Here is a 21,965-nt window from a genome sequence, read left to right as displayed (position 1 = left end):
TCAGGCGCGGGTCTCACCTGCTTCCGTCCGGCACAGCTTCGCACTGCCCGCGGCGGCGCGCCCCGGCAGCAGGCGACCGGCCCAGAGGATTCCGTCCGGGATCGGCATCATGGGTCCATGAGCGCATCCCAGGACCCCACTCCCCGCACCGTCGAGCTGCTCCGGACCTCCACCGGCCGCTACACCGCCCGCAACGCCGAGGGCGCGCAGGTCGCCTTCGGCCAGGGCGAGGATCTGCTGTCCCCCGTGGAACTGCTCCTGGCCGCCCTCGCCGGGTGCTCGGCCGTGGCGGTGGACACGGCCACCGCCCGCAGCGCGGAGCCCTCGGAGTTCCGGGTCGAGGCCTCGGGGCGGCAGATCGTGGATGAGCAGGGCGGGAACCGCCTGGAGGACCTGCACCTGTCCTTCCACCTCGCGTTCCCGGACGACGCCGCCGGGCGCAAGGCCGCCGGCATGGTCGGGCGCCTGGTGGCCCTCTCCCACGACAAGTACTGCACGGTCTCGCGGACGGTCGAGCACGGTGCGGCCGTCAGCCACGACGTCAGCGTGGCCTGCGGGGCGGACGACACCCGGTAGGCGACCGCCGGGGCGGGACCGGATCCAGCCACCCGCTCAGGACGCGCGGACGGCCGGAACGACCCCTGGTGTTCACCCGATGGTCATCTGCGCGCCGTGCGGGCGGCGCAGGATGTGACCGTCAGCACTAGCTTCACAGCCGGGGGGGAACTGGCATGGGCCGGAACACCAGCATGCCGCGGGACGACCGACCCGCAGCGGACCGGGGACAGCTGCGTCCCGGTGAGCGGGTCGAGGTGCACCGGGACGCGGTGGTGCACCACCTCGGGATCGTGGACGAGGCGGCTCCGCACCTGGGAGTGGTCTGGATCCGGGACGCCGGCACCGGGATCCGGAGGATGCTCAGCCGCGACGAGGTCGTCCTGCACCCCTGCCGCACCGAGCGTCCGGAGCACCGGTGAACGACCGGGCCGACGAGGTGCAGCCCTTGGACGTCCGCGTGCTGGAACGCACGGCGGAGCGGCTGGCGGCCCGGTACGCCGGGGTGCTCTCCCCGGAGGTGGTGGAGCGGGTGGTCTTCGAGTCCTACACCGCCCTGTCCCGCACCGCCCGGGTGCGCACGCACCTGGCGGCGCTGGCCGGGCACTTCGCCGCGGACCGGCTGGCCGCCCTCGCCCACTCCCAGGGCCGCCAGGGGCCCCCGCAGGTGCTCTTCGTCGGCCGTCATGACACCGGCCGGGCGCAGATCGCCGCGGCCCTGCTGGCCCACTACGCCGGGGACGCCGCGGTGGTGCGCTCGGCCGGCACCGCGCCGGGTGCGGCCGTGGACCCGCAGGCCCTGCGGATCCTGGCCGCGCGCGGGCTCGAGCTCGGCCAGGCCTATCCGAAACCGCTGACCGACGACGTGGTGCGTGCGGCCGACCACGTCATCACCTTCGGCACGGCCGACGCGGTGCCCGTCTACCCGGGCACGGAGCACCAGGACTGGGGAGCGGACCGCACCGTCTCCGGCAATCCGGAGGACCTGGAGGCACTGGTGGCCGAGGTCGACGAGAAGGTCCGGGCGCTGTGGGGGGCCATCCGCCGCTGACCCGCCGTGGTGCCGCCGCCGGCGCCGAACGGACAGGAGCCCGGGCGGGGCGCACCTGGTCTCCGCCCGTCACCGCAGGGGTCGTTGCGGACCGGCCCGCGCCGGACTCGTCCCGCGCGCAGGGTAGTGTGGACGCGACGCAACATGCATTTGCATGCGGTGGTGCCGGACCGCCGCGTCCCCACGGCGTGCGGGACCGGCCACCGGCCGCCAGACACCACGGGCCGCACCGCTCTCCGGGCCGAGCGGACGCTCCGCCCGCCACCGACCCGAAAGGCTGGGATGCGCAGCACCTCATGGCCCACCAAGATGTCCGTCGTCGGCTCGAGCGTCGTGCTGCTGGCGACCCTCACCGGCTGCGCCGACGCTGCCGCTCCCGACGCTCCGGCCACGCCCACCGCCACCGCCACGGTCACCGCCGCGCCGAGCGCGCCGGAGCAGACCCCCGCGCAGTGGTCCTACGAGGGGGCCACCGGACCGCAGCACTGGGGGGAGCTCGCCGACGAGTTCACGGCCTGCAGCAGCGGAACGGCTCAGTCACCCATCGACGTCCCGAGCGACCCGGCCCTGTCCTCCGCGCCGATCGAACTGGGCTACACGCCCGCCGACTTCCAGGCCCGCGACACCGGGCACACGGTCGAGCTCCACGCGCTCTCGCCGCAGAGCATCACGGTCGGCGGGACCGAGTACGCCTTTCAGCACATGCACTACCACGCACCCTCGGAGCACACCGTCGACGGCGACGCCTACGCCGCGGAGTTCCACTTCGTGCACCGGTCCGAGAACGGCGACCTCGCCGTCGTCGGCGTGCTGGCCGCCGAGGGACGGCACAACGCCGCGTGGTCGTCCGTCTCCGACGCGATCCCCGCCACGGCGGGCGAGGACTCACCGGCCGTGACAGGGCTGACGCTCACCTCCTTGCTCCCCGAGTCCCTGGACCACTACGTGTACGGCGGCAGCCTCACCACGCCCCCGTGCAGCGAGGACGTGCGCTGGCTCCTGCTGCAGAACCCCATCGAGCTGGGCGCCGCCCAGATCGCTGCGCTGCGCTCCGCGCACGCCGGGAACAACCGTCCGGTGCAGCCCCTGAACGACCGCCAGGTCAGCGAGGTCGACCAGTGATCCGCAGCGCATGACATTCCCGGTGCGCCCCTCGCTCAGGCGCCGCGGATCGCGGTGAGCTCGTAGACGACGGCCGAGCTGGTCGCCGGCCCGCGACACGTCAGCCGGCACGGCGGAGCACGGTGGGCCTGCAGCTCGACGTCGACCCGGCCCGGGTGCGGCGGGCGGCCGACGAGGCTGATCCGCCAGTGGTCTCCGTGACGGGACGTCTCGGCCACCGTGTAGTCCGTGCGGCCCGCCGGACCGAAGCGTCCGAGGGCGGCCGCGACAGCGGCCTGCTGGGGCGGCGTGAGATCCGTGTAGCCGCGCAGGTGCTCCGGGTGCACCCTCCCGGCCAGGTGCTCACCGACCACGTGGACGGAGGACTCGGCGTCGAGGCCGCCGTAGTAGACGCCGTCGGGCGCGATCACGACGTTGCCGGCGAACCTGTCCCCGCCGACGTGCGCGCACTCCCACACCAGCTCCGGCCAGTGCTCGCTCAGGATCCGCGCCACGGGCCGCCCGTGCACGGCGCAGCACGGGTCGTGCTGACCGTGGGCGCAGACCAGCACGACCGGCGGGTGTCCCAGCTCCCCGGGGGTGCCCAGGGCCGTGGCGATCTCCGCCAGGTCCTCGTCCCGGTCCCACGTGCCCCACTGCTGACGGCCCACGCCGTCGGGCCCGTGGTGCAGCACGGCCCAGCGACGGGGCCCCTCGACGCTGCGGCGGCCGTGCCGTCTGACCAGCAGCACCCGGGCCCGCACCGCCTGCGCGGCGGCGAACACGAGCGCCTTGGTCCCCGGCTCCAGGTCGAGTCCGTCGAAGCCGTCGGCCGGCCACCCGCCCCGGTGCTCGACGAGGACCCACACGAAGCCGCGCGGCGCCGTGCCCGCCATCGGGTCCCCGCGGTCTCGGGCCGCCTCGGCGCAGGAGAACCGTTCCGTGGCGGTCACTGCGGCGACGTCACCGGTCGGCGGGGACGAGGACGCCCGCGCGCAGCAGCCGCGCGACGAGCTCGGCGCCGAGGTCGTCCGCGGTGTGCACCTCCCCGTCGAGCAGGCGGGCGACGGCGGGCAGATCGGCCTCCGGGAAGTCGAGCCACCCCACCCGCGTGGTCAGGCGGGACCCCTCCATCCGGGCCGCCAGGGCTTCCCGGAGCCGCACCGGGGAGTCGGGGCGCAGGTCCTCGACGGCCGCCAGCTGGGCCAGCGGGCCCAGCGGGGCCGGACGCCCCTGGCTCCTCCGGGTGCGGTGGAACAGGGCCGTGGAGTCCGCCGCGGCGACGGCCGCGGCCAGCCGCTGACGGACGGCCTCGAGCTCCTCACCGGGGCCGTCGACACCCAGCGGCAGCGTGGCGCGCATCTCGGGCTCGTCGGCCAGCAGGGCCAGGGCCGCCTGGGCCAGTTGCTCGGCCAGGGCGTGGCGGGTCCAGCTGTGGATCCCGAGCGTGAGGTGGACGGAGACCTCGTGCTGCGCCTGGGCCGCGTGCAGCCAGCCCCGCGGCAGATAGAGGGCGTCGCCGGGTTCGAGCACGGTGTCGATCCGGGCCGTGCCCTGCGCGGCCTCGGCGACTGCGGCCCGGTGGGCGGTCCAGGGCTGGTCCCGCAGGGGGTCGGGGTGGACGGGCTCGTGGATGATCCAGCGCTTGGTGCCGGCGATCTGCAGCACGAAGACGTCGTGGACGTCGTAGTGAGCATCGAACCCGCGGTTCTGCGGCGGGGTGACGTAGGCGTTGGCCTGCACCGGGTGCCCGAGCTCGGTGCCCAGCCTGGTGCTGAACTCGGCGACCGGCTCCCACGTGCGGTGCAGGGCCTGGAGGACGAGCGTGGCCCCGTCGGCGAAGCTGCGCCAGAGCGCGGTGTCGTCGAGCTGGTCGGGCACGGTGGCGCCGACACCGGCGGGCGAGGTGAACGAGGAGTCGGGGAACGTGGAACCGTCCTTGGCGACGCGCAGGAAGGGCGTGCGCAGCCCGCGGCGCGCGATGAGTTCGTCGACGGCTGCGGCGGAGAACAGATCGGAGAAGTCTCCGGCGCTGCGGGTGAGCAGGGCTGTGCGCCCCCAGACCTCGCGGGCGAACCTCTCCCGCCCGATGTCGATCAGCCGTGTCTCCAGGACCCCGGCGCCGTCCGGGGCGCCGGGGTCCTGCGAGTGGTCGCGGATGCCGCTCATGCTCACACGCCTCGTGCTTCGGCTCCTCCGTCAGCACCGCCGTCAGCACCGCCGTCGTGGACGCCCGGGGTGCCGGCCGCGCCGCCGTCGGCCGGGCCTTCCGCGCCCCCGTCAGCTCCCCCGTCGGCACCGCCGTCGTGGACGCCCGGGGCGCCGGCCGCGCCGCCGTCGGCCGGGCCTTCCTGCTGGTTCGGATCCTGCTGTGAATCAGTCATGCTTCCTCCCAGAGTCGGATGAACAGGATCGGGTTCCGGTGCCGGCGCCCGATCGCCACGCGGGACGATTCCTCAGCATCGACCCGCGCTCACCCTATCGAGACAGCTTCGGCGTGGGAACAGTCAGGGGCGCCCGGATCGGCCGTGCCGGCGTGCACGCTGCCCGTCCGAGCCTCCGGCCGCCATCGGGGTGGAGCGGTCGCCGGCGCCCGGATCCGGAGCACCTCCGGCGGAAGAGGCCCTGCCGGGGTGGCCGGGCCGGGTGCGGTACCCGAGCAACGGGCCGGGCTGCTGGCAGCGAACAGACCGGTGACTCCTCCCCGGGGGCGGTCGAGTGATTCGCCGCCACCGCCGACCGGGCCGCGGCCATCCGGAACGAGTCCGGCGCCGGGATCCGGAAGAGCCGAGGAGATCGGCCTGCGCGGCGGCCCCCTGCTCGGCAGTTTCCCGCAGGGGTGCTCCCACATCGGGCTGATCGTCGCGCCCCGGACGACAGGTCGGACCGAACAGCGTTCACGGGGAGGCACGTGACCTGGTGCTCAGCCGCCGCCGGACGCTGGACGGGTGGCGTGCGGTGTGAGCGCGGACCGATGTCCTGTCAACCACGCCCGTGGCCCGGTCGTGCCGGTGCTCGACCGCACCGCTCAGGACCCGCCGCGGGCGGGCACCGTCGCGGCCCGCGCCTGCAGATGCCCGGCCCATGCCTGGGCGGCGACCACCTGCAGGCCGTCCCTCTCCACGGCCGACCAGGGGTGCGCGGTGATGTCGGCCCCGCCCAACCGGCACGCCCACCGGGCCAGAGGTCGCCACGCCGCGACGGTCGGCTCCCGCATGTCCACCACCGCCACCCGTCCACCGGGCCGGACCAGGGCGAGGGTCGCGGCCCAGGCCCGGTCCCACTCCGGCATCAGCGACAGGGCATAGGACGCGAGCGCGGCATCGGTTTCGGCGCGCCCGCCCGCGGCCGTGATGCGCTCCGCGAGCCGGTCGGCGCCGGACTCCACCGCGTCGGCGGCCACGAGCACCACGTTCGTCCATCCGTGCCGGCGCGCCCGGCGGGCGGCCGCGGCGAGCATGGCCGGGCTGCGGTCGACCCCCACGATCACCCCGCCCGGCCCGATCCGCTGCTGCAGGGCCGGGAGGTTCAGCCCGGTGCCGCAGCCCACGTCCAGCACCTGGTCCCCGGGCCGAGGACCCAGCAGGTCGATCCCGAGGGTTCTGCCGGTGCGGTAGACCGGATACTCTCCGGAGACCACGTCGTAGACGGGAGCGATCAGCTCGTAGCGCCTGGACACGACCTGCACCCCTTCCCCCGGGCGACGACCGGGACCGCTGCGGCCCGTTCCGGGGCCATCACTGTACCGGCCCGCCCCCGCCCGAGACACCTGGAGGACGCACATGCTCCCGACCACCGGCCCGATCGATCTGCTCGTGATCGGTGGTGGGACCGCCGGGATCGTCGGGTCCCTCACCGCGGCCCGCCTGGGCGCCACCGTGGTGCTGGCCGAGTCGGCTCGTACCGGCGGGGACTGCCTGTGGACCGGTTGCGTGCCGTCCAAGACCCTGCTGGCCGCCGCCCGCGCCCAGCGGGACGCGGAGGGCGCCGCCGACTACGCCGCGGTGCGCGCCCGCGTCCGGTCCGCCGTCCGCACGATCGAACCGCACGACGCCCCGGAGACCCTGCGCGCGGCCGGGGTCGAGGTGGTGCACGGCCCCGCCCGGTTCACCGGTCCCCGGACCGCCGTGCTCGGCGGGCGCACCTACCGGTTCCGGGCGGCGCTGATCGCCACCGGAGCGACCCCGGCCAGACCGTCGATCCCGGGCCTGGAGAGCGCGCGCACCGTGAGCTCCGAGACCGTGTGGGATCTCGAGGAGCTCCCTGGCCGGCTGGTCGTCATCGGCGGCGGGCCGGTCGGCTGCGAGCTCGGCCAGGCCTACGCCCGTCTGGGCTCCACGGTCACCGTCCTGGCCCGCTCCCGGCTGCTGCCCCGGGAGGACCGGCAGGCCGCCGCGCTCGTGCAGGCGGCGATGACCCAGGACGGGGCCGCCGTCGTCGAGCACGCGACCGTCACCGGCGTGGAGACCCGCGCCGGCACCAGCACCGTCCACCTGAGCGGGCGCCCACCGGTCCCCGCCGACGTCGTGCTCGTCGCCACCGGACGCACCCCGCGCACCGGGGACCTGGGCCTGGTCGAGGCCGGGGTCGCCTGCGACCCGTCCGGGGGCGTCGTCGTCGACGGGGCGCTGCGCACCAGCGTCCCCGGCATCTGGGCCGCCGGGGACGTCACCCACGGGGCGAAGTACACCCACCTCGCCGGTGTCCAGGCCTCCGTGGCCGCCTCGAACGCGGTGCTGGGGCTGACCCGCCGCGCCGGCGAGATCGTCCCCCGGGTCACGTTCACCGATCCGGAGCTGGCCGCCGTGGGAGTCACCACGGCCACCCGCCCGGGCAGCACGGCCCACACCGTCGAGCACGCCACCCAGGACCGGGCCATCACCGAGGGCAGCACCACCGGATTCACCCGCCTGGTCCTGGACCGCAGAGGCCGGGTCCTCGGCGGCACCGTCGTGGGACCCCGGGCCGGGGAGTCCATCGGCGAGCTCACCCTGGCCGTGCACCGCGGTCTGTCCACCACGGACCTGGCCGCGGTCACCCATCCCTACCCCACGTACAACGACGGGATCTGGAACGCCGCGATCGACCACGCCCAGACCCGCCTCGACACCCGTCCGGCACGGGCCGCGATCGCCGTGCTGCGGGCCCTGGCCCGCCGCCGCGCCGCCCGCCGGGACCGGTCCTGAGCCCGGCGCCCCGAGACGGAGCGGCAGCCCGGCCGCCTTCCCGGTCCACCGTGGACCTCCGGAGAAGACCTCGGCCGGGGTGCGCGCACCGTGCCCGGCGCCGGGAGTCCCGTGTCAACGGACGTTGACACGGGTGTGCTGTCATCGTAGGTTGACACCCAGGAGGTGCGACGACGATGGACGAGGTGCCGATGAGCGCGCTGGTGGCCCAGGCCGAGGACGACGACCCGCTGCGGGCGCTGCGGGCCACGGCGGCGCTGCACCGCCAGCTCTCGCAGCAGGAGGCGGTGGCGGTGCGCCGGGCCCGCGCACGGGGCGCGTCGTGGGCGCAGATCGCCGCCGCTCTGGGGGTGAGCCGCCAGGCGGTGCACCGCAAGTACGGCGGCTCGAGGTTCGAGCGTGACTGACCCGACCGCCGCCGACGCACCGGTCCCGCACGGCCGCCTGCGGGACCTGCTCGGCTACCTCACGGAGCACCGTGGCGTCCTGGGCGTGGTGCTCGTGCTGTCGGTCCTGGGGGCGGGGCTGAGCCTCGCGCAGCCGGTGGCCGTCAACCAGGTCATCAGATCCATCAGCACCGACCGGTCGGCGGCGCCGGTGGTGCTGGTGCTCGTCCTGCTGGTGCTCGGCGCCGGCCTGGTGGGCGCGGCGCAGCAGTACCTGCTCGAACGCACCGCCGAGGGCGTGGTGCTCACCGCCCGGCGGCGCCTGGTGGGCCAGCTCCTGCGCCTGCCGGTGCGCGAGCACGACGCCCGCCGGACCGGCGACCTGGTCTCCCGGGTGGGCTCGGACACCACCATGGTGCGGGCCGCGCTGACCGGTGGCCTCGTGGACGCCCTGGGCGGGTCGCTGGTGTTCGCCGGTGCGCTGATCGGGATGGCCCTGCTGGACCCGCTGCTGCTCGGCATCACCCTCAGCGTCGTCCTGGTCGCCGTGCTGGCCGTGGTGATCGCCTCGGCACGGATCCAGGTCCTCACCCGCGCGGCCCAGGAAGCCGTGGGCCGCCTGGCCGCCGGCGTGGAACGCGCCCTGTCGGCGGTGCGCACCATCCGCGCCAGCGGGGCCACCGACCGGGAGGTGGCCCGGCTCGAGACCGAGGCGGTCGCGGCCTACGACTACGGGGTGCGCGTCGCCGGGGTCGGCGCGGTGCTCTGGCCGATCAGCGGGCTCGCCGTCCAGGGCTCCTTCCTCGCCGTCCTGGGCGTGGGCGGCTACCGGGTGGCCTCCGGCGCGCTCGCCGTCGCCGATCTGGTGACCTTCATCCTCTTCCTCTTCATGATGGTCATGCCGCTGGGGCAGTTCTTCTCCGCCGTCACCACCGTCCGCGCCGCCCTGGGCGCCCTGGGCCGCATCCAGGAGATCCTGGAGCTGCCGCGCGAGGACGCGCAGGACAGGGCCGGCGAAGGGCCGGGCGGCACCCCCGAGGCCGGCGCTGCCGCGGCACGCACGGGACAGCGAGGGCGCCCGGTCGAGGTGTCCTTCGACCGGGTCACGTTCGCCTACCGGCCGGGCCGGCCGGTGCTCGACCAGCTCAGCTTCACGGTCCCGGCCGGGTCGACCACCGCGATCGTCGGACCGTCGGGGGGCGGGAAGTCCACGCTGCTCGCCCTCATCGAGCGCTTCCACGATCCCGACCACGGCTCCATCCGTCTCGACGGGACCGATCTGCGCGCCATGTCCCGGGCCGATCTGCGGGCCCGGATCGGCTACGTCGAGCAGGACGCCCCCGTGCTGGCCGGGACCGTGCGGGAGAACCTGCTGCTCGCCGCCCCCGAGGCCGACGAGGCCTCCTGCCGGGAGGTGCTGGACGCGGTCAATCTCCTGGCGCGCCTCCAGGAGCACCCCGAGGGCCTGGACGCACCCGTCGGCGACGACGGCGCCGGGCTGTCCGGCGGTGAGCGCCAGCGCCTGGCCATCGCCCGGTCCCTGCTGGCGGACACGCCGCTGCTGCTGCTCGACGAGCCCACCGCCAGCCTGGACTCCCGCAACGAGCAGGCCCTCCACGCCGCCATCCGCTCCGCCGCGGCCGGGCGCACGGTCCTCATCGTGGCCCACCGCCTGTCGACCGTCGTGGGGGCCGAGCAGATCATCGTGCTCGACCGCGGCCGGCTGACCGCCACCGGCACCCACGAGGAGCTGCTGGGCGCCTCGGAGCTCTACCGCGAGCTCGCCCGTCACCAGCTGCTGGTCTGACGACGCTCCGGCCCGTTCGCGCTCCCCTCCCCGGTCCGCCCGATCGCCTCCCCCGCGCTCGACGGCGCCGCCCGAGGACACCGCTCCGGGCCGGAGGATACTGGTCACGGGATCCGGTGGCGCAGGCGGTCACCGGGAGCCGGTGGCCTCGGAAGGAGACGGACCGTGGACGGAACGCAGCTCCAGCAGCTCGCCATGCAGGTCGCCGCCGGGTTGCCGGCGGTGTCCCGCACGCATCCCTTCGGCCCCGAGCACGACGTCTTCGAAGTGGTGGGCAAGATCTTCCTGATGGCCACCGACGCGCCCGGCGCACCGATCGTGACGCTCAAGTGCGAGCCCCCGCACGCGGCGGCACTGCGCCAGGAGTTCCCCACCATCACGCCCGGCTACCACATGAACAAGCAGCACTGGATCTCCCTCGCGGCCGGTCCCGGGATCACCCGTGACCTCGTGGCCGAACTGGTGCTGAACGCCTACGAGCTCGTCGTCGAGGGCCTCCCCCGGGCCCAGCGCCCCGCGCTGCGCCACACCGGCACCGGACCGTGGCCGACGACGGAGACGGGCTGAGCCCCGGCCGCACGGATCCCCGGGCTCCTCGCGCGCCGTCCCGTGCGAACCGCGGGCCCGGGATCACCGCCCGCAGAGGACCTCGGACGCACGCCGTCCTCTTGCGCCGGAGCGCCACGGTCGAGTTGAGTGCAGCCATGGGGACGGTGATCTACTCCGTGGCCTCCTCGCTGGACGGCTACAACTCCGACACCGAGGGCGACTTCTCCTGGGCGGTGCCCGACGAAGCCGTCGTCGCGGCGCTGACCGACGACCTGGCCTCGGTGAGCACCTACCTCTACGGGCGCCGCATGTACGAGACGATGGCCGTGTGGGAGACCGATCCCACCGCCCCGACGTGGTCCCCCGAGTCGGCGCGCTTCGCCGACACGTGGAAGCGGGCCGACAAGGTGGTCTTCTCCTCCTCCCTCGAACGGACCTGGACCGAGCGCACCCGGCTGGAGCGCGAGTTCACCGCCGAGGCGGTCGAGCGCGCGAGGTCCGAGGCGCCCGGGGACCTCACGATCGAGGGACCGACCCTGGCCGGGAGCGCCCTGCTGCTGGGTGTGGTCGACGTGGTCGAGCTCCTGCTGTGCCCGGTCACCCTCGGAGGCGGCACTCCGGTCTTCCCGGACGGGCTGTCCCTGGACCTGCGGCTCGTGCGGGAGCGCCGGTTCGACAACGGCATGGTGCAGATCACCTATGTCGTCGACCGCCCCCGGCGTACCGGACACGGACCGGGCTACCGGGCGACGTCCCCGCCGGACCAGGCCTCCGCGTAGAACTGCGAGGACCGTGATCCCAGCAGCTCGGTGTACAGCTGCGGCTCCATGGCCTGCGCCGAGCCCTGCGGGAGCTCCGTGGTGAAGGCGGACACGCCCAGCCCGGCCGCGCGGTCGCTCAGCTCCAGGCCGGCGGCCTCCAGGATCGTGGGGTACATGCTCAGCTGGTCCACGCGGGGGCGCAGCCGGCCGTCCAGGTCCTCGCCGGGCACCCAGACGCGGTTGAAGATGGTGCGGTTGTCGTGGTGGTCCAGCTGCTCGTGGAAGGCGTCACCGGCGCTCATGTGCTTGAGGTGGTCGCCCATGATCACCACGGCGGTGTCCTCGAGGTAGCCCTTCTGCTCCAGGTGGGCCACGAAACCGGCCACCTGGGTCATGGAGCAGAAGAACGCGGAGGTGACCACGTTCTCCGTGTCCACGGTGCAGTAGTCGAAGATGTGCACCGGCTCGTGCGTGTCCAGCGTGAGGACGGAGAGGTTGAACGGCCGGCCGGTCCGCTGCGCCTCGGCGTGCAGCGCGTCGACCTCGTCCTTGGCGTGCGCCATGAGGCGTCCGTCGCTCAGACCCCAGTCACCGCGGAAGTTCTTCTCCGGCTCCCCGGCGGCGCGCCAGTCGGAGAGGTCCTTCACCTCGGAGTAGCCGTGGGTGCCCAGGAAGGCGTCCTTGGCGGCGAAGGAGGCGTTGGCCCCGCCCAGGAAGACGCTGGTGTAGCCGTGCTCGCGGAGGACGTCGCCCAGGCAGGTGGTCCCGCCCAGGTAGGTGCCGACGTCGCCGCCGAGCTCGTTGAGGGCGCCGCTGTCCGCGGCGGAGCCGAGGCCCTTGAGCGGCACGCCGCACTGCGTCGCCGTGAGACCGGCCATCGTCCAGCCTCCGCCCTCGTACTGCCGGAGGTCCTCCACGCTCTGCCATCCGTCCGAGGCCCGGGTGACCTCCTGCAGCGGGGCGAACGCGTTCTTCTCGAAGAGCTCGTCGTTCGCCAAGGTGGCCTCCCCGGACTCGAGGTAGATCAGCACCAGGTTGCGCTTGTGCTCGTCGCCGGTGACCGTCGGCTCCACGTAGTAGTCGCCGAGGTCGTACGCGGAGTTCCCCGCCCTGAGGTAGTCCCCCACGCCCACCGTGGTGGCGAAGGCGGTGCTGCCGCCGACGACCACGCCTGCGACCAGGACGGTGGGGAGCACGCGCACGAGCCACCGCGGGCGGTGGGGCCGCACGGGCCCGCCCTGGCGGCGCCTGCGGCGCCGGGCGTACTGCCCCAGGGCGATCCCGGCGGTGAGAAGCAGGGGCAGGACACCGACCCCCAGGATGCCCATCCAGACGATGGGGCCGCCCCCGCCGTCGAGCTCCACGGAGACCAGGTTCAGGAGCATCTGGCCCACGGTGATCTCGCCCCAGAAGTACCGGATCCCAGCGGCGGCGATGAGCAGCGCCAGCCCCGTCCAGATCAGGACGTAGACCAGAAGGCGTCCCGCGACGACGCCGCCCCGTCGGATCACGGGAGAAATCCGGGCAGACATCGCATCACCTCGCGTTCCAGATGCGCGCATGGGCACCGAACATCCTTGACCTCGGACCCGTTCTCGGGCCCATCACAACGTAGTACCGATACGTTACCCGTTCAACAGCCGTTCACGCGTCCGATGCCCACCGGACACCTGATCCGCCGTCGCCCCTCTCTGGCGTGCACCGCCCGTGCGGGACGACCGGGACGACGCGGTGAGCGGCGGCCGGCCTGCCCCGAGCCCCGGGGCCCGGCGGAGGTGCCGGACCCGGACCAGGATCACCGACTCCCCCGGACGCTGACCCCGCACGGCAGGCTGTGGGGTCGACGCGCCGCGATGGCCCGGCGGTCGTCGACGACGCCTCTGCGGACCGGAGGCCCGGACCGCCGCGGGAACCGGCGGTCCCCCGAAGTGTGGCGCCGGGTCCTCCGGTGATCGGCTGCCCGCGGCCCCACGATGTGGGTACGTTTACAGAAGTGAATCACCGCGCTCGCGGGCGGAACACCGGAAGTCCGGAGAAACGGGGACAGGGGAACATGTTCTACATCGTCACGGCCGCCGTCCTGGCCCTCGTGCTCGTTCTCTCGGTCGTCGCCTGGGCGACGGTGCCGAAGAAAACGGGGCCGAAGGACGCCGCCGGGGAGCACGTCCGCCCCAGCGCCACGCGCAAGGCGGCCGGCGTCACGGCCGTCAGCGCGCTGGTGCTCCTGCTGCTCGTCACCGCGGGGACCACCCTGGCCCGGGTCGGGGCCCGGGAGGTGGGGATCGAGACCAGCCTGGGCCGGTACTCCCGCACCCTGCAGGCCGGCTGGCAGGTCAAGGCGCCCTGGGCGGAGGTCGAGACCTTCTCCACCCAGCTGCAGCGCTCGGAGATGGACGCCCCGATCGCCTTCGCCGGCGGTGGCTCCGGCACGCAGCACATGACCGTGCAGTGGACCATCACCGGCGAGCAGGCCCAGGAGCTGTGGTCCCGGTACCGCCGGTTCGAGAACGTGGACGGGATGCTCGTCCAGCCTGCGGCCCGGGAGGCGGTCGCCACCGTCCTGGCCTCCTACACCCCTGCGGAGGCCCGCGCGGAGGGCAAGGTCGAGGAGGTGCGCGAGGCCGTGGAGGCGGCCCTGACCGAGCGGCTGTCCCCGTACGGGGTGCAGCTGGACTCCGTGGCGCTGCCACCGGCGGCGCTGGACCAGACCGCCCAGGACGCGCTGAACCGGGTGGTGGAGGCCGAGGCGAACGTGGACCGCGCCCAGTCCCGCCTCGAGCAGGCCCGGATCGACGCCGAGGCCGACCGGGAGCGCAACAAGAACGTCACCGCCGAGAATCTCGTGCTCGAGTGCCTGACCATCACCAACAATTGGAACGTCAACGAGAACGGGCCCCTGCCGGCCACCTGGACCTGCTTCGGGGCGGACACCGCGGACGTCCTCGTGAACACGAACCGGTGAACCACCGACCCCGGTGCACCCGCCGCCGAGCAGACGGAGCGAGCAAATGACACGGACCCGCATCCACAACTTCTCCCTCTCGCTGGACGGTTTCGCGACCGGCGCGGGTCAGACCCCCGAGGCACCCATGGGTCACGCCGGCCGGCGGCTGCACGAGTGGTTGATCGCCACCCGCTTCGGCGCCCCCATCCTGGGGCACCAGGGCGGCACCGCCGGCATCGACGACGCGTTCGCCCAGCAGCACGAGCCGGGCATCGGGGTAGAGATCATGGGCGCGGGCAAGTTCGGCCCGCCGGGCTGGCAGGACGACGCGGACTGGACAGGGTGGTGGGGGCCGAACCCTCCGTTCCACACGCCGGTCCTCGTGCTGACCCACCGCCCGCGACCCTCGATCGAGATGGACGGCGGCACCACCTTCCACTTCCTCGACGCCGCACCGGAGGAGGCGCTCCGGGCCGCCCGTGAGGCGGCCGGCGGACGGGACGTCCGCATCGGAGGCGGCCCCACCGTGGTGCGCGACTTCCTCGCCGCGGGCCTGGTCGACCACATGCACCTGGTCCAGGTGCCGATCGTGCTCGGCCGCGGCGTGCGGGTGTGGGACGGGCTGGAGGCCCTGGACGAGCACTACGAGATCGAGGCCGTCTCCGCACCCAGCGGGGTCACCCACCTGACCTTCGACCGGAGGGCGCCCTGACGCGAGCCGCCCCGGTGCACCGGCACCGCCGCCGCCACGCCGAGCGGCACCGCCCTCGGCCACGGGACCGTTGACCTGGCGGCGGCCGGGCTGGATCATCGGCTGTGAACGAGGGCGGCGGACACCCCTCGGCCCTGCCGCGGCGCCCTGTCCGTCAGCCCCTGGACACCCGGGAGGCAGCCCATGGACGTGCTCGACCTCGCCGACATCACCCCAGGAACGACCGAGCTCGTCGGGGGCAAGGCCGCCGGGCTGGCCGCCCTCATCGCCGCGGGTGAGCGCGTGCCGGCCGGATTCTGCCTGACCACCGGGGCCTACCGCTCGGGCGCCGTCCCCGAGCGGGCGGTCCTGGCGGCCTACGAGCGCCTCGGCGGTGGTCCCGTCGCCGTCCGCTCCAGCGCCACGGCCGAGGACTCGCCGGGTGCCAGCTTCGCCGGCCAGCAGGACACCGTCCTGGACGTCCGGGGCCGGAACGCGCTGCTCGCGGCGATCCGGCAGTGCTGGGCCTCCCTGGACAGCGAGCGCGCCGTCGCCTACCGGGCCGGACAGGGGCAGGAGACCGGCGACGAGGCGATGGCCGTCGTCGTGCAGCGCATGATCGTCCCGACGGCCGCCGGGGTGATGTTCACCGCCAACCCGCTGACCGGCACTCGCACGGAGACCGTCGTCGACGCCGTCCCGGGCCTGGGCACCGGAGTGGTGGACGGCACCATGGACACCGACCACTACGTCCTGCCGGGGCGCGGCCCGCTCCCCGGGCGCCGGGATCACGGGTGCCTCTCCCCCGACCAGCTGCACGAACTCCGGGCAACCGCCCGACGGGTGCAGCGCGCCCTCGGCAGCCCGCAGGACATCGAGTTCGCCTACGACGCCGAGGGCACCCTGTGGCTGCTGCAGTCCCGCGCGATCACGACCCTCTTCCCGCTCCCGCCCGGGACCGACCCGGTGCAGGACGATGCGGTGCAGGACGACCCGCGCGTCTACCTGGAGGTCGGCCACATGCAGGGCCTGCGGCGCCCGGTCACCCCCATGGGCGTGTCCGTGCTGCGGACCACGACCCGCCGCTGGCTGCATCTCTTCGGCGTCGACGACGCCGTGGTCGACACGGTCCTCGTCGACATCGGCGGCCGGCTCTTCCTGGACCTCACCGGCGTGGTCCGCAGTCCGCGCCTGCGCTCCGGCGTCCCCGCGATGGCGCAGGTCTACGGTCCGGCCGTGGCGCGGGGTCTGCGGCGCGTCCTGGAGGACCCCCGCTACGGGCCGCGCCCTCCTCGTCGCGGTCAGCGCGTGTTCTCCCCGGAGGTGACGGCGCGGCTGCTGCTGGCCGTCGTGCCCGCCTCGCTCCTCGGCGCCCTCCGGGCCCTGGCCCGGCCCGCCGCCGCCCGCGAGCGCGCCTTCCGCGAACTCGAGCAGGTCCGCCGGCAGCGCTGGGCCGCACCGGCGGACACGGCGAGCCGGATCCGGTCCGCGGCAGACCTGCAGGACGCGACGATGACCGGGCCCATGCTGCGCTCCCTGCCCCCGCTGTGGGCCGCGCTCCTCGCGCAGGGAGTGGCCGGGCGGCTGCTGCACGGGATCCTGCGGCCGGGCGAGCTGAACGCGACCCTGCGCGGCATGCCCCACAACGTCACCACCCAGATGGACCTGAAGCTGTGGTCCGTGGCCGGGTCGGCCCGTACGCACCGCGATCTGCTGCTGGGCACCGCTCCGGACGAGCTCGCCGCGCGCTTCCTGCGCGGTGAGCTGCCCGAGCTCGGTCTGACGGCGTTCCTGGAGGAGTACGGGCTGCGCGGCAGCGCCGAGGTCGACGTCGGCTCCCCCCGGTGGGCCGACGACCCCACCCCCGTCTTCGCCGCCCTGTCCGGATACCTGCAGGTGACGGATCCGGGCCAGGCCCCGCCGGCCCGGTTCGCGCGCGCCGCCGACGAGGCGGAGGCCGCCCTGGCGGACCTCGTCGGCCGGGCGCGGCGGACCCGGCCGCTGCGGGCCCGGCTCGCCGGCGCCCTGCTGCGCCGCAGCCGGGAGCTCGCCGGACTGCGCGAGCTGCCCAAGTTCCTGTGGCTGACCCCGCTGGCCCAGGTGCGCGGGCAGCTGCTCACCGCGGGAGCCGAGCTCACCGAGCGCGGTCTGCTGGAGCAGGCGGAGGACATCATGTTCCTGACCCTGGACGAGGCCCTCGACGCCGCGCACGGCACGGACTTCCGCGCCCTCGTGACGCGCCGGCGTCGGGAGCACGACCGTGAGGTCCGGCGAAGGCAGGTCCCCGGCCTGCTGCTGTCCGACGGCACGAACCCGCAGGCGCTGCCCGACGACACCGCCGCCGAGCACGGGCCCGACGTCCTGGTCGGCCAGCCGGCGGCCACCGGGGTCGCGACCGGCCCGGCGCGGATCGTCCAGCACCCGTCCGAGGCGAGGCTGCGGCCCGGGGACATCCTCGTCGCCCCGACCACCGATCCCGGCTGGACGCCGCTGTTCCTGACCCTCGGCGGGCTCATCACGGAGACCGGCTCCACGATCGCCCACGGCCCGACCGTGGCCCGCGAATACGGGATCCCGGCCGTCATCTGCGTGCCCGACGCCACGACCCGGCTGGTCGAGGGCCAGACGGTCACCATCGACGGCGCCTCGGGGGTGATCCGGCTGCACCCCACGGAGCCCGTGACGGGACACGGGGCCGGGAAGTGAGGCCGGCGCACGACCGGCGGACCACGGAGCGGCCGGCCGCTTCCGGTGGAGTGCCGGTCTCCTACGAGGACGGATCGGGCCGGGGCGCGGATCCTCCGGCGCTCGCCGCGACGCTGCGCAACCAGCTGGTGAGCACTCGAGAGGCGAGGTCGAGGTTGCCCATCTGGCAGTGCTGATCGGCTCGCTCCGCCCGGGTGAACAGGCGCGTGGTGACGCTGTGGGCGGCCGTGAGCGCCTGGGCCTGCGCTCGCGTCAGCGCCGGGGGCTGGAAGGCGTCGTGCTCCCCGCACATCAGCAGGACGTCCTGGCGCACCCGCTCGCTGCCCAGGTGGGCGGCGTTCATGCCCAGGAACCACGCCGGAACATCGGCCGGGTCGTCGCTGTCGAGCAGGTACAGGACCTGATCGACCACCACACGCAGGGTCGGCGACAGCCGGGCACGGGTCCGCACGCTCCACCCCATGAAGCCCCGGTGCTGCACCATCGAGCGGACCGGGGCCCGCAGCACCGGGTGGACCCGGTGCAACCAGTCGTAGACCGGCGGCCAGGCCACCACCTGTGCGATGCGGGGTTCGCGCCCCGCCGCGCGCAGCGCCCAGTAGCCACCCATCGAGATGCCGACCAGCGCGGCCCGGTCGAGCCGGAAATGGTCCAGCACGGCCGCGACCGGCTTCTCCCAGTCGTGGTCCGAGGTGAGCCCGTGCACCGTCCGCGCGCCGCCCTGTCCCGGGCCCTCGAAGGCGATCACGGCGAAGCCGGCCGCAGCGATCCGCTGGGCGACGGGGAAGAACTCCTCGATCACGGAGTCGAATCCCCCGTGCAGCAGCACCGTGCCGCCTGTCGGGGGCCCGGCCGCCGGCAGCGAGTAGGCCGGCAGCGCCGCACCGGCGTAGGGCACCTCGTGGCGGACGAGGGCGGCATCGGCGAACGCGGTGTCGAAGAGTTCCAGGTACCGGCGGTAGCGCTCCGGCTTGCGCTGCGAGCGCGGCGGCGTGAAGAACTCCGCCAGCCGCGCGTATCCCGTGGCAGGCCGGTACCGTCCCTCCGCCGCGGCCCGGGACGCCAACGCCTCGAACACCGGGCCGCCGTCGTCCATCGACCGGATGCGTGCTGCGGCGTCGAACAGCTCCCGGCGCTCGGCGAAGCCAGGGCATGGGCCCGGTTGAGCTGGTAGTTGATGAAGCCGCGGCGGTGGAACGCCTCGAATCCCACCGGCAGGGCAACGAGCTCAGGAACTCCCATCCCGCCAGACTACGCCCGGCCCGGCAGCGACCCGGAGGACTGCGCGCGCCGGCGACCGGCAGCACCGCGAGCACGTGACCGCCTCCCGTGCTGCTGTCTCCCGTGCTTCCGCCTCCACCACCGCCCGGCCGCGACCGCGTCCTCGGCTTGGCACCCCTCGCGAACCGCCGTGCCACGCGGGAGTTGCCTCGTGCCGAGAACATCCCTGACGGCGCCGCCCTGCAGCTGTACCCTCGGGCCGTTCCCGCTCAGGACAGATGCCTCGGGGCACGCCGGCAGCGCCCTTCGGTCACTGCGGCGGGACGAGGAGGTCGTCGACGTCGTGGAGCTCGTTGGTGAGACTGACGCCCTCGGTGCCGTCCAGCGGGGTGAGGTCCACGACGATCCCGGTGGCCACGTCCAGGTGCACCCGGTACACCGTGGCCAGGCTGTCGGTCAGGGTCGGGTCCTCGGGCCCGTTCTCGTAGATCCGGGCGGCCGGGCTGTCCAGCAACGGGCAGCACCCGCACCGTGGGACGTAGCCGCCGGCCCAGTCCTCGCCGTCGCCGACCAGGGGACGGCAGGTGGCCGCCCAGGTCGTCCGGCCCCGCAACACGGTCGCGGTGACGTCGCTGAGCTGCACGCCGTGGCACAGCTCCACCGGGTCCAGCATCGCCGTCCACCGGTAGTCCCGCCACATCGGGTCGCCGTGGTCCAGGTGCCAGTCCTCCGGCCGGCGGGCGACCAGCCCGTCCGGGCGCAGCACCACCCCCGCCCCGGATCGGGACAGCCCGGCGTCGGCACCGCTCACGGCCCCGCCGTAGGGCGCCCCCTCGGCGACCTCGACCCCTTCGCCAGTGCGCACGACCACCCGGTGCCGGGCCCGGTCGAGCCAGGCCTCCACCGGCCCGCCCTCGGCGGTGGCCCCACCGCTGCCCTGCCGCCGGTGGGTGAGATGCACCGTGGTGAACCGCCACGGCGAGCCGGCGGCCAAGGCACGGAAGTCGGCGGCGTCAGGAGCAGTCGGCAGGAACGTTCCGGTCATGGGCCCGAGTAGAGCACACCCGGACGACGACGGCCATCCACCGGTCCCGGGTGGGGCCTGCGGGACGCTCACAGGGGCTTGTGCATGAGCAGTGGTGACAGCGGGGCGGCGGCGCGGGCTGCCTGAGGATGCAGGAGCAGGAAGCCGTGGTGGTGCCAGAACGCGCGCCCGGAGCGGTTGCGGGCGATGACCGACAGCAGCACCTGCCGGCATCCCCGAGCTCGGGCGGTGTCCTCGGTGGCGACCAGCAGCGTGGCCCCGAGTCCCCGCCCCCGGTGTGCCGGGCGGACCTGGAGCAGGCCGAGGTAGCAGGACACCGTGCTGGGCCACCGGTGGACCGCCTGCGCCACGCCCAGCAGGACTCCGTCCTCGCTGAAGGCCCCCAGCACCTGGTGAGCGCCGGAACCGGCGTTGCCCGGGCCCCCGTCCAGGATGGCGTCCACGTCCCGGATCGAAGGCAGCTGGTCGAAGCTGGTACGGGTGTAGGCCGGGTCGTCCAGCACGAGGTCCTCGATCAGCGCCCGGTCCTGGGCGGTCACCGGCCGCAGCCGCGGCGCGACCGCCAGCGCCCTGGGTGCGGGAATGCTGGCGCGGTGCGGGCCGTCGGCGTCTGCCGGGCCCGTCACGGTCGCCGGCGTCCCGGCACCGGCGGCACCGCAGCGGGAAGGGCCACCGTGGGCGCGGCGGGGAGGCACCCGGTGCGTGCCGCGCGCGCCCGACCGCACGCGGCCGTCCACCGTCGCCGTGAAGCGGTCGGAGCCGACACCGGAAAGTTCATGGGTTCATTAGAGCCCGCGTCACCCCGATCGGCGATCGTGTCGGCGAGGAGTTCGCCGGCTGTTCACCGTGCCCCGGCGGGCGCCCTTGCCGCTCCGGCGCTCAGGACCCCCTGGGACGTGTGCGGGAGGGAGGATTTCGGGGGCCTCAGAGGAAGTTGGCGCTCAACTGCAGCGCCACGCTCGCGGTGATCAACACCGCCGGCCCGGCGTAGTGCACCGGCGCGAGTTGGGCCCGGCGTTTCCCGGAGGTGGCCAGATCCCGGCGACGACCGGCCTTGACCACCACCGGCCACAGCACCGCCACCGCCAGCAGGGCCGTGCTGAGCAGGAGCAGGAATTCAGGTGAGAGCACGCCTCCCAGAATAAGTGAACCTTTTGGAGGGTCCCGCTGCGCGGCGGCGCCGGGCGGCCCAACTGCGCGTGTTCTTCCTCGTTCCTCTCCCGCGCCCTTCCGCTCGCCCCGGTCGCCGGCCAGGAGGGCGCGCCGCAGGGTGCAGGTCGTCGGTGTTCACCGCTCGGTCACTCCTCTGCCCTACTCTCGGGCACAGGTGACCTACCGAGGGGAGTTCTGTGATGCTGCAGGAGTGGGATCCGGCGCGGCTGGCGCTGCGACAGTTCATCGATCTGTTGACCGAGCGCGGCTACACCGTGGGCGATCCCCAGGGCGAGGACGCGGAGCTGATCGACCCGGGGGGCTCGGCGGTGCAGACCTGGCGGGAGGATCACCCCTACGACCAGCTCATGAGCCGCCAGGAGTACGAACTGGAGAAGTACCGGCTGCAGATCGAGCTGCTGAAGTTCCAGTACTGGGGCCAGGACCACGACCTCAAGCACGTCATCGTGTTCGAGGGCCGCGACGCGGCCGGCAAGGGCGGGACGATCAAGCGCTTCACCGAGCACCTGAACCCCCGGGCGGCGCGGGTGGTGGCGTTGACGAAGCCCTCGGATCGTGAAGCCGGGCAGTGGTACTTCCAGCGCTACATCGCCCACCTGCCCACCGCCGGCGAGATGGTGCTCTTCGACCGCTCCTGGTACAACCGGGCGGTGGTCGAGCGCGTCATGGGTTTCTGCAGCGAGGACGAGTACCACCGGTTCATGGTCCAGGCCCCGGTGTTCGAGAAGATGCTGGTGGAGTCGGGCATCCACCTGACCAAGTTCTGGTTCTCGGTCACCCAGCACGAGC

At 74.2% G+C, this 21,965-nt stretch carries 22 protein-coding genes; 14 read left to right on the top strand and 8 right to left on the bottom strand.

Annotated elements, in window-relative coordinates; translation table 11 throughout:
* Positions 1–117: 117 nt before the first annotated feature.
* The 4 genes from BJF77_RS10465 (at position 118) to BJF77_RS10450 (ending at position 2,728) form a co-directional block, all read left to right on the top strand.
* Positions 118–576 carry an OsmC family protein gene (locus tag BJF77_RS10465; RefSeq protein ID WP_075872128.1) on the top strand — a complete coding sequence of 153 codons (459 nt, stop codon included), beginning with the start codon at positions 118–120 and terminating at the stop codon, positions 574–576.
* 155 nt (positions 577–731) lie between these two features.
* On the top strand, positions 732–977 hold the full coding sequence (locus BJF77_RS10460) for a hypothetical protein (RefSeq protein ID WP_139318525.1): 246 nt from the start codon (positions 732–734) through the stop codon (positions 975–977).
* Positions 974–1,606, top strand: coding sequence for a low molecular weight phosphatase family protein (locus BJF77_RS22350; RefSeq protein WP_075872127.1), 633 nt, complete (start codon positions 974–976; stop codon positions 1,604–1,606). Before BJF77_RS10460 ends, BJF77_RS22350 begins: the two co-directional genes overlap by 4 nt.
* A gap of 282 nt (positions 1,607–1,888) precedes the next feature.
* Positions 1,889–2,728 (top strand): carbonic anhydrase, encoded by an 840-nt coding sequence (locus BJF77_RS10450; RefSeq protein ID WP_075872126.1) that lies wholly within the window; start codon positions 1,889–1,891, stop codon positions 2,726–2,728.
* 35 nt (positions 2,729–2,763) lie between these two features.
* Here the strand turns inward: BJF77_RS10450 and BJF77_RS10445 are convergent, their stop codons facing one another.
* Both BJF77_RS10445 and BJF77_RS10440 read right to left on the bottom strand, forming a co-directional pair.
* Positions 2,764–3,660 carry a sucrase ferredoxin gene (locus BJF77_RS10445; protein ID WP_075872125.1) on the bottom strand — a complete coding sequence of 299 codons (897 nt, stop codon included), beginning with the start codon at positions 3,658–3,660 and terminating at the stop codon, positions 2,764–2,766.
* 10 nt (positions 3,661–3,670) lie between these two features.
* Positions 3,671–4,876: a cupin domain-containing protein gene (locus tag BJF77_RS10440; protein ID WP_075872124.1), complete on the bottom strand. Its 1,206-nt coding sequence runs from the start codon at positions 4,874–4,876 to the stop codon at positions 3,671–3,673.
* 56 nt (positions 4,877–4,932) lie between these two features.
* Here BJF77_RS10440 and BJF77_RS20820 point away from each other — a divergent pair, with 56 nt between their 5' ends.
* Positions 4,933–5,082: a hypothetical protein gene (locus BJF77_RS20820; RefSeq protein WP_187347271.1), complete on the top strand. Its 150-nt coding sequence runs from the start codon at positions 4,933–4,935 to the stop codon at positions 5,080–5,082.
* A gap of 653 nt (positions 5,083–5,735) precedes the next feature.
* Here the strand turns inward: BJF77_RS20820 and BJF77_RS10430 are convergent.
* Positions 5,736–6,386 (bottom strand): class I SAM-dependent methyltransferase, encoded by a 651-nt coding sequence (locus BJF77_RS10430; protein WP_075872139.1) that lies wholly within the window; start codon positions 6,384–6,386, stop codon positions 5,736–5,738.
* 103 nt (positions 6,387–6,489) lie between these two features.
* On the opposite strand from BJF77_RS10430, the gene BJF77_RS10425 reads away from it, so the two are divergent.
* The 5 genes from BJF77_RS10425 (at position 6,490) to BJF77_RS10405 (ending at position 11,414) form a co-directional block, all read left to right on the top strand.
* On the top strand, positions 6,490–7,893 hold the full coding sequence (locus tag BJF77_RS10425) for an NAD(P)/FAD-dependent oxidoreductase (protein ID WP_075872122.1): 1,404 nt from the start codon (positions 6,490–6,492) through the stop codon (positions 7,891–7,893).
* A 176-nt stretch (positions 7,894–8,069) separates the two neighbouring features.
* Complete coding sequence (locus tag BJF77_RS10420; protein ID WP_047804541.1) at positions 8,070–8,300, top strand: hypothetical protein; 231 nt, start codon at positions 8,070–8,072, stop codon at positions 8,298–8,300.
* Positions 8,293–10,086, top strand: coding sequence for an ABC transporter ATP-binding protein (locus BJF77_RS10415; RefSeq protein WP_075872121.1), 1,794 nt, complete (start codon positions 8,293–8,295; stop codon positions 10,084–10,086). The genes BJF77_RS10420 and BJF77_RS10415 overlap by 8 nt, the downstream gene beginning before the upstream one ends.
* A gap of 165 nt (positions 10,087–10,251) precedes the next feature.
* Positions 10,252–10,653, top strand: a complete 402-nt coding sequence (locus BJF77_RS10410) for an MmcQ/YjbR family DNA-binding protein (RefSeq protein WP_075872120.1) — start codon at positions 10,252–10,254, stop codon at positions 10,651–10,653.
* A 137-nt stretch (positions 10,654–10,790) separates the two neighbouring features.
* Complete coding sequence (locus BJF77_RS10405; protein WP_047804539.1) at positions 10,791–11,414, top strand: dihydrofolate reductase family protein; 624 nt, start codon at positions 10,791–10,793, stop codon at positions 11,412–11,414.
* On the opposite strand, the gene BJF77_RS10400 is transcribed toward BJF77_RS10405, so the two are convergent.
* Positions 11,375–12,907: an LTA synthase family protein gene (locus tag BJF77_RS10400; RefSeq protein WP_139318524.1), complete on the bottom strand. Its 1,533-nt coding sequence runs from the start codon at positions 12,905–12,907 to the stop codon at positions 11,375–11,377. The two genes, BJF77_RS10405 and BJF77_RS10400, sit on opposite strands and share 40 nt — an antisense overlap.
* A 542-nt stretch (positions 12,908–13,449) precedes the next feature.
* Here BJF77_RS10400 and BJF77_RS10395 point away from each other — a divergent pair.
* The 3 genes from BJF77_RS10395 (at position 13,450) to BJF77_RS10385 (ending at position 17,737) form a co-directional block, all read left to right on the top strand.
* Complete coding sequence (locus tag BJF77_RS10395) at positions 13,450–14,358, top strand: SPFH domain-containing protein (RefSeq protein ID WP_075872118.1); 909 nt, start codon at positions 13,450–13,452, stop codon at positions 14,356–14,358.
* A 46-nt stretch (positions 14,359–14,404) separates the two neighbouring features.
* On the top strand, positions 14,405–15,052 hold the full coding sequence (locus BJF77_RS10390) for a dihydrofolate reductase family protein (RefSeq protein ID WP_075872117.1): 648 nt from the start codon (positions 14,405–14,407) through the stop codon (positions 15,050–15,052).
* 183 nt (positions 15,053–15,235) lie between these two features.
* Positions 15,236–17,737 (top strand): PEP/pyruvate-binding domain-containing protein, encoded by a 2,502-nt coding sequence (locus BJF77_RS10385; RefSeq protein WP_075872116.1) that lies wholly within the window; start codon positions 15,236–15,238, stop codon positions 17,735–17,737.
* A 61-nt stretch (positions 17,738–17,798) separates the two neighbouring features.
* Here BJF77_RS10385 and BJF77_RS10380 read toward each other — a convergent pair whose 3' ends face one another.
* The 4 genes from BJF77_RS10380 to BJF77_RS10365 all read right to left on the bottom strand — a co-directional run bounded on the left by BJF77_RS10380 (position 17,799) and on the right by BJF77_RS10365 (position 21,134).
* A complete protein-coding gene (locus tag BJF77_RS10380) occupies positions 17,799–18,833 on the bottom strand; it encodes a S9 family peptidase (RefSeq protein ID WP_075872115.1) in 1,035 nt (344 codons plus the stop codon).
* 435 nt (positions 18,834–19,268) lie between these two features.
* Positions 19,269–20,003: a hypothetical protein gene (locus BJF77_RS10375; protein WP_139318523.1), complete on the bottom strand. Its 735-nt coding sequence runs from the start codon at positions 20,001–20,003 to the stop codon at positions 19,269–19,271.
* Positions 20,004–20,071: 68 nt separating this feature from the next.
* Positions 20,072–20,629, bottom strand: coding sequence for a GNAT family N-acetyltransferase (locus tag BJF77_RS10370; protein ID WP_075872113.1), 558 nt, complete (start codon positions 20,627–20,629; stop codon positions 20,072–20,074).
* A gap of 298 nt (positions 20,630–20,927) precedes the next feature.
* Positions 20,928–21,134: a hypothetical protein gene (locus BJF77_RS10365; protein ID WP_047804532.1), complete on the bottom strand. Its 207-nt coding sequence runs from the start codon at positions 21,132–21,134 to the stop codon at positions 20,928–20,930.
* A 221-nt stretch (positions 21,135–21,355) separates the two neighbouring features.
* Here BJF77_RS10365 and BJF77_RS10360 point away from each other — a divergent pair.
* Positions 21,356–21,965: polyphosphate kinase 2 (locus BJF77_RS10360; protein WP_075872138.1), on the top strand; the 610-nt coding region annotated here is incomplete at its 3' end.

The organism is Kocuria sp. CNJ-770, assembly GCF_001942375.1.
GTDB lineage: Bacteria > Actinomycetota > Actinomycetes > Actinomycetales > Micrococcaceae > Kocuria > Kocuria oceani.
Note: the sequence above shows the minus strand (reverse complement) of the source record. Positions and strands in the feature narration are given on the sequence as shown.